Origin of the sequence: Gordonia sp. (in: high G+C Gram-positive bacteria) (assembly GCF_049299075.1) — a bacterium.
Taxonomy (GTDB): Bacteria; Actinomycetota; Actinomycetes; order Mycobacteriales; family Mycobacteriaceae; genus Gordonia.
Map to the genome: position 1 here is coordinate 1 of NZ_JBAQWU010000502.1, position 6,331 is coordinate 6,331.

Annotated in this window: 6 protein-coding genes and 1 pseudogene; 6 read left to right on the plus strand and 1 reads right to left on the minus strand. The window is 64.5% G+C overall.

Annotated elements, in window-relative coordinates:
* Positions 1-258: pseudogene (locus tag WAW85_RS15920) on the plus strand (hypothetical protein); the annotation flags it as partial.
* The gene (locus WAW85_RS15925) at positions 255-530 is read left to right on the plus strand and encodes an Lrp/AsnC family transcriptional regulator (protein WP_422560564.1); all 276 of its coding nucleotides are present in this window, start codon (positions 255-257) and stop codon (positions 528-530) included. The pseudogene WAW85_RS15920 and the gene WAW85_RS15925, both read left to right, overlap by 4 nt.
* Here WAW85_RS15925 and trpD read toward each other — a convergent pair.
* On the minus strand, positions 516-1,571 hold the full coding sequence (trpD, locus tag WAW85_RS15930; protein ID WP_422560569.1) for an anthranilate phosphoribosyltransferase: 1,056 nt from the start codon (positions 1,569-1,571) through the stop codon (positions 516-518). The genes WAW85_RS15925 and trpD overlap by 15 nt on opposite strands.
* 353 nt (positions 1,572-1,924) lie before the next feature.
* Here trpD and WAW85_RS15935 point away from each other — a divergent pair, with 353 nt between their 5' ends.
* From WAW85_RS15935 to WAW85_RS15950, 4 genes are read left to right on the plus strand one after another with little or no spacing between them, the layout of a single operon-like run.
* The gene (locus WAW85_RS15935; RefSeq protein ID WP_422560565.1) at positions 1,925-2,533 is read left to right on the plus strand and encodes a cytochrome c oxidase subunit 3; all 609 of its coding nucleotides are present in this window, start codon (positions 1,925-1,927) and stop codon (positions 2,531-2,533) included.
* A gap of 45 nt (positions 2,534-2,578) precedes the next feature.
* A complete protein-coding gene (locus WAW85_RS15940; RefSeq protein WP_422560566.1) occupies positions 2,579-3,517 on the plus strand; it encodes a c-type cytochrome in 939 nt (312 codons plus the stop codon).
* Positions 3,514-4,662 (plus strand): ubiquinol-cytochrome c reductase iron-sulfur subunit, encoded by a 1,149-nt coding sequence (locus WAW85_RS15945; RefSeq protein ID WP_422560567.1) that lies wholly within the window; start codon positions 3,514-3,516, stop codon positions 4,660-4,662. Before WAW85_RS15940 ends, WAW85_RS15945 begins: the two co-directional genes overlap by 4 nt.
* The gene (locus tag WAW85_RS15950; protein WP_422560568.1) at positions 4,659-6,284 is read left to right on the plus strand and encodes a cytochrome b; all 1,626 of its coding nucleotides are present in this window, start codon (positions 4,659-4,661) and stop codon (positions 6,282-6,284) included. Before WAW85_RS15945 ends, WAW85_RS15950 begins: the two co-directional genes overlap by 4 nt.
* Positions 6,285-6,331 lie beyond the last annotated feature (47 nt).

Consider the following 6,331-nt stretch of genomic DNA (forward strand, 5'->3'; position numbering starts at 1 on the left):
GGCGCGCAGTCAATCGCGCCGCCCGGCCCCGACGCCGGGCCGCTCGCCGGAGCACCGGCCGCCGAGCTCGCCCTGATCGCCCGCTGGATCACCGAGCCGGGTACCCGCTTGGTTTCGGTCACCGGCGAGCTGTCCACCCCGATCGGGACAGCGCAGTGGCGCCTCGGCTTTGCCGAGACCGCTCGCAGTGCGCGCGAGGCACCGGCGGACCACGAGCCCGGTTCGTCGGCGCGCAGTTCGTTTAGGCTCGGAGCATGATCACCGCCATCGTCCTCATCGGAGCCGACATCCACCAGATCCCGGAGACCGCCCAGGCCGTCGCCAACATCCCGGGCGTCACCGAAGTCTATTCGTGCGCCGGGGACGTCGACCTGATCGCCAAGGTGCGGGTCCGCGACCACGACGAGATCGCCGCAGTGGTGACCGGTCAGATCAACCGGCTGCCGGGGGTTCGTAGCAGCGCCACCCACATTGCTTTCCGGAGCTATTCCAGTTCGGAGGTCGAAGACGGCTTCTCAATCGGCGAGTGAGGAGCTCAGCTGCGCCCACTGCGCAAGCAGGTGGGCGGCAGCCCCCGAATCCAGCACCTCGCCGATGCGCGTCATCGCCCCGCCGAGGGCTTCGTTGAACTCAATCTGGCTATAGATACCGTCTTGTTCGAAGGCCACCAACGCGGCCGCGGCGTTCAGCGTCACCGCGTCACGGACCGGGCCACGCGCCCCATCGAACAAGTCGCGGGCGATCTGCGCGTTCTGCTCGGCGTCGCCGCCCTGCAGGGCGGCGAGTTCAACCAATTCGAGGCCAAGCTCGGCTGGATCTACCCGGAGCTGATTCACCTGACCGTTGACGACCTGCCACACCGTGGACGTCGTTGTCGTCGTCAGTTCATCGAGTCCGTCGTCGCCGCGCACCACCAGCACCCGGTTGCCCCGATCGGCGAAGGTCTGCGCGAGCGTAGGGGCCAGATCGCTGAAGGCACAACCGATCAGCCCGGTGGGCGGCGCCGCCGGATTGGTCAGCGGTCCGAGCACATTGAAGACAGTAGGGATACCGATCTCTCGCCGCGGCGGACCGGCGAACCGAAACGCCGGGTGAAAGACCGGGGCGAAGCAGAACCCGATACCCACTTCGGCGACACAGCGCTCCACTGCGGCCGCGCCAAGGTTGATCGCCACACCGAGCGCTTCGAGCACATCCGCGCCGCCACTTTTCGACGAGGCGGCCCGGTTGCCGTGTTTGATCACCGGGACGCCAGCGGCCGCCACCACGATCGACGTCATCGTCGAGATGTTGACCGTATGCGAACGGTCGCCACCGGTGCCGACGATGTCCACCGTGGGTACAGCCGTCGTTACCCGGTGGGCCCGATCCAGCATGGCTTGGGCCAGTCCGCGCAACTCGGTCGGTGCCGCACCCTTCATCTTCACCGCCACCCCGAACGCAGCGATCTGCGAACCGGTCGCCGAGTCGGACATGATCTCGCCCATCGCCCACGCAGCCTCCTCGACCGTCAAGTCAACACCCTCGGTCAATTTGCCCAACACGGTCGGCCAAGTCAGTTCGGCAGCCACCGGCGGGTTCAAGGAGTCCTGCGGCGAGGAACTCTGCGGCGAGGAGATCTGCGGCGAGGAGATTTGCGGCGAAGTCACTCCGCCAGCGTAGCGAGCGCCGCCCCATCGCCGAACGTCGCGCTGCGCACCTGAGCATCAAGGCCCCACCAGACACATCAGGCTCTCCCCTCGCATTGGTCACACGACATTCCCGGCGACACACCGACACGCGGGTGCCGTCGGCCCCATTGGGCCACTGAGACACGCCGAGACACCACCCCGCCCACTGCTCGGACCAGCGGCGGAACAACAATTTCCGACCAATTTGGGACCCGGGTAGGCACGTCGTACTACGAACCGTCATACTTCTTCTTGTGACTAGCGCCGTGGGTACCCCAGGAACCGCCATCACCTCGCGTGTGCACTCGCTGAACCGCCCGAATATGGTCAGCGTCGGCACGATCGTGTGGTTGTCGAGCGAGTTGATGTTCTTTGCCGGCTTGTTCGCGATGTACTTCGTCGCCCGAGCCAACTCGACCGAGTGGCCGCAGCCGCCGGCCCACCTGAATCTGGCGCTTGCCATTCCGGTGACGGTGGTGCTGATCCTCAGCTCGGTGACCTGCCAGATGGGTGTCTTCGCCGCCGAACGCGGCGACGTCTTCGGTCTGCGCCGGTGGTACACCATCACCCTGATCATGGGCACCATCTTCGTCTGCGGACAGGTCTTTGAGTACACCCAGATGGTCGCCGAGGGCGTCACCCTCTCCTCGTCCGCCTACGGCTCGGTCTTCTTCATGACCACCGGCTTCCACGGCCTGCACGTCATCGGCGGCCTGGTCGCCTTCGTGCTCCTGCTCGTGCGCACGCGACTGTCGAAGTTCACCCCCGCGCAGGCGACCGCCGCGATCGTCGTGTCGTACTACTGGCACTTCGTCGACGTCGTCTGGATCGCCCTGTTCGCCGTCATTTACTTCCTTCAGTAGCTCCGGGCTCGCTGAACAGTCCCAACGCTTAGTAGAGAGAAACCGATGAGATCATCTCCACCGAGTTCGTCTGAGCCGCTCGACGGCGACGACGCCTCCGCAGGGCCCGTAGCCACCGCTGGCCCCGACCCGACGTCCGCCAAGCGCGCCAAAGCGCGTCGCAAGCTCCGTCGGCGGGCTGGCGGTACCGCCTTCCTGCTCTTCGGTCTGGTCGCCACCGGACTGCTGGCTGGCCTGCTGACCCCGAAAGCTCAGGTTGCCACCGCTGACGCGAACGCCGCCAGCCTGGTTGCCGAGGGCAAACAACTGTACGAGACCTCGTGTGTGACCTGCCACGGTAAGAATCTGGAGGGGGTCCCGGACCGCGGTCCCACCCTCCTCGGCGTCGGCGACGCCTCCGTCTACTTCCAGGTCTCCACCGGCCGAATGCCCGCCGCCCGCGGTGAGGCCCAGGTCCAGCGCTCGGCCGTCAAGTTCAGCCAATCCCAGATCGACCAGCTCGGCGCCTACATTCAGGCAATGGGCGGCGGTCCGCGCGTGAAGTACGAGCATGACGCCAACGGCAACATCGTTCGTAACGAAGAGGGCCTGCCAGTCCTCGCCATGGAGTCGCTTCAGGGCGACAATCTCGGTCGCGGCTCGGAGCTGTTCCGGCTGAACTGCGCCTCCTGCCACAACTTTACCGGTCGGGGCGGCGCCCTCTCCGGCGGTAAGTTCGCCCCGCCGCTGACCGGTGTCAACGAGCAGCAGCTCTACACTGCGATGCTCACCGGCCCCCAGAACATGCCCAGGTTCTCCAACCGTCAGCTCTCTGTTGACGACAAGAAGGACATCATCGGCTTCATCCGGTACGCCGACTCCTCGAACCCGATCGGCGGCTTCGGCCTCGGCGGCTTCGGTCCCGCCTCCGAAGGTGTGGTCATGTGGGTCCTCGGCATCACCGCGATCGTTGCCGGTGCGATGTGGATTGGATCACGAAATTGAGCGCCACGAGTAACGACGTCCCCACCGGCGACGAGCTCGACGCGATGAGCCGCGACGAGCTGGTCACGCTCGGCACGAACCTCGACGATGTCGAGATCATCTACCGCGAGCCTCGCTACCCGGTCGCCGGCACCAAGGCCGAGAAGCGCTCCGAGCGCATCATCGCGATCTGGTTCGTGCTGGCTGGCCTGTTAGCCATCGCCGGATTCGCCCTGTTCATCTGGAACAAGTGGGAATTCACCATGCCGAACAAGGACGGGTACTGGGCGTACACGTTCTACACCCCGGCACTGGGCCTGTCCTTCGGTCTGTCGATCCTGTTCTTCGGGTTCGGCGTCATCCAGTTGACCAAACGCTTTATCCCGGCCGAGATCTCGGTCCAACAGCGCCACGACGGCCCGTCCGAGCGGTCCGACCGGGACTCCCTGGTCGCCGAGCTGGCGGACTCGCTGGATTCGTCCACGCTCCCCCGTCGCAAAATGATCATGGGCTCGGCCGTCTTCGGCGTCGGCGCTCTGGCCGTCGCCGGTGGCGTCGCCGCGATCGGCGGATTCATCAAGAATCCCTGGGGCGATCCAAAGGACGACCTCTGGCAGAGCGGCTGGTCACCGATCCACGACTCGGTCAAGAATGAGACTGTGTTCTTGCGCCGCGACACCGGCAACCCCTATCAGGTGGCGCTGGTCCGTCCGGAGGATCTGGATGCGGGCGGCATGGAAACAGTATTCCCGTGGCGGGTCTCCGACGGCTACGGCGAGAGCGAAGAGTCGCGTCACAAGCTGCTCAAGAGTATGCGTGCGGTGCGTAACCCAGTCATGCTGATCCGCTTACGTCCAGCCGACGCCGCGCATGTGATCAAGCGTCGCGGACAAGAGAGCTTCAACTACGGCGACTACTACGCCTACACCAAGGTCTGCAGCCACCTCGGCTGCCCGACCTCACTGTACGAGCAGCGGACCAACCGCATCCTCTGCCCGTGCCACCAGTCGCAGTTCAACGCACTCGAGTACGCCAAGCCGGTCTTCGGACCCGCTGCGCGCGCTCTCGCACAGCTGCCGATCACGGTGAACAATCAGGGGTACATGGTCGCCAACGGCGACTTCATCGAGCCCGTCGGACCGGCATTCTGGGAGCGTAAGTCATGACGATCGCCGATCGCGTCGCCACGCAGGCGGATGGGATGGACCAGCGCTATCGTATGGCCGCTGGAGTCCGCCGCCAGATCAACAAAGTGTTCCCGACCCACTGGTCGTTCCTACTGGGCGAGCTCGCCCTCTACAGCTTCATCATCCTGTTGCTGTCGGGCGTGTACCTCACCATGTTCTTCGACCCCTCGATGGCGCACGTCACCTACGACGGTTCCTACCTGCCGCTCAACGGCGTCACCATGAGCCGCGCATACGAGACCACCCTGAACCTCTCCTTCGAGGTACGCGGCGGTCTATTCGTCCGACAGATCCACCACTGGGCGGCCCTGCTGTTCGCGGCGTCGATCATCATTCACATGATGCGCATCTTCTTCACCGGCGCGTTCCGCAAGCCCCGTGAAGCCAACTGGGTCATCGGCTGCTTCCTGTTGCTGCTCGCGATGTTCGAGGGCTTCTTCGGCTACTCGCTGCCCGACGATCTGCTGTCGGGTACCGGCGTCCGCGCGGCGATGAGCGGTATCGTCCTCTCGATCCCGCTGGTCGGCACCTGGATCCAGTTCGCCCTGTTCAACGGCGATTTCCCGGGTGACATCATCATTCCGCGCCTCTACGTGCTGCACGTGCTGATCTTCCCGGCCATCATTCTGGCGCTGATCGGAGCCCACCTGGCCCTGGTCTGGTACCAGAAGCACACCCAGTTCCCCGGCCCGGGCCGTACCGAGAACAACGTCGTGGGCGTCCGGATTCTCCCGGTATTCGCGGCTAAGGGCGGTGCATTCTTCGCCATTACCGTCGGCGCCCTGGCGCTCATGTCCGGTCTATTCCAGATCAACGCGGTGTGGAACATCGGCCCGTACAATCCGTCGCAAGTCTCGGCCGGTTCACAGCCAGACATCTACATGATGTGGACGGACGGTTTCGCACGGCTCATGCCGGCGTGGGAGCTATACCTGGGCAACTACACCATTCCCGCGATCTTCTGGGTCGTGGTGGTGATCGGCGTAGTCTTTGGATTGCTGTTCACCTATCCGTGGATCGAGTCAGCCCTGACCGGAGACAAGGCGCACCACAATCTGCTGCAGCGTCCGCGTGACGTCCCGGTGCGTACAGCGGTTGGCGCAATGGCTCTGGCCTTCTACATCATCCTGACCGTCAGCTGTATGAACGACGTGATCTCGATGAAGTTCGACATCTCACTGAACCTGACGGTGTGGGCGGGTCGTATCGGTCTAATTCTGATCCCGCCGCTGGTGTACTTCATCGCCTACCGCTGGGCCATCTCGCTACAGCGCAGCGACCGTGAGGTCCTGGAACACGGTATCGAGACCGGCATCATCCGACGCGAGGCGATCGGCGAGTTCATCGAGATCCATCAGCCACTTGGCCCGGTGGATGAACACGGCCATCCGATCCCGCTCCCCTACGAGGGTGCACCGCTGCCGAAGCGGATGGGTAAGCTCGGCTTCACTGGCGAGACCGGTTCAGGCTCCGCGCTCAATCCAGACTCCCTCCAGGAGCAGGAGAGCAACGCCAAGATCGCGCACCAGCAGCACGCCCTCGAGAAGAAGGCATTGCAAGAGTTGCAAGCCAAGGGCGGAAATCCGCTCAACGACGAGTAACACCGCACACCACGAGAAGGGCCGCCCCCCCATTCGCAGGGCGGCCC

Coding starts and splice junctions, on each gene's coding strand:
- WAW85_RS15925 (WP_422560564.1), top strand. CDS start 255: ATGATCACCGCCATCGTCCTCATCGGAGCCGACATCCACCAGATCCCG.
- WAW85_RS15940 (WP_422560566.1), top strand. CDS start 2,579: ATGAGATCATCTCCACCGAGTTCGTCTGAGCCGCTCGACGGCGACGAC.
- WAW85_RS15950 (WP_422560568.1), top strand. CDS start 4,659: ATGACGATCGCCGATCGCGTCGCCACGCAGGCGGATGGGATGGACCAG.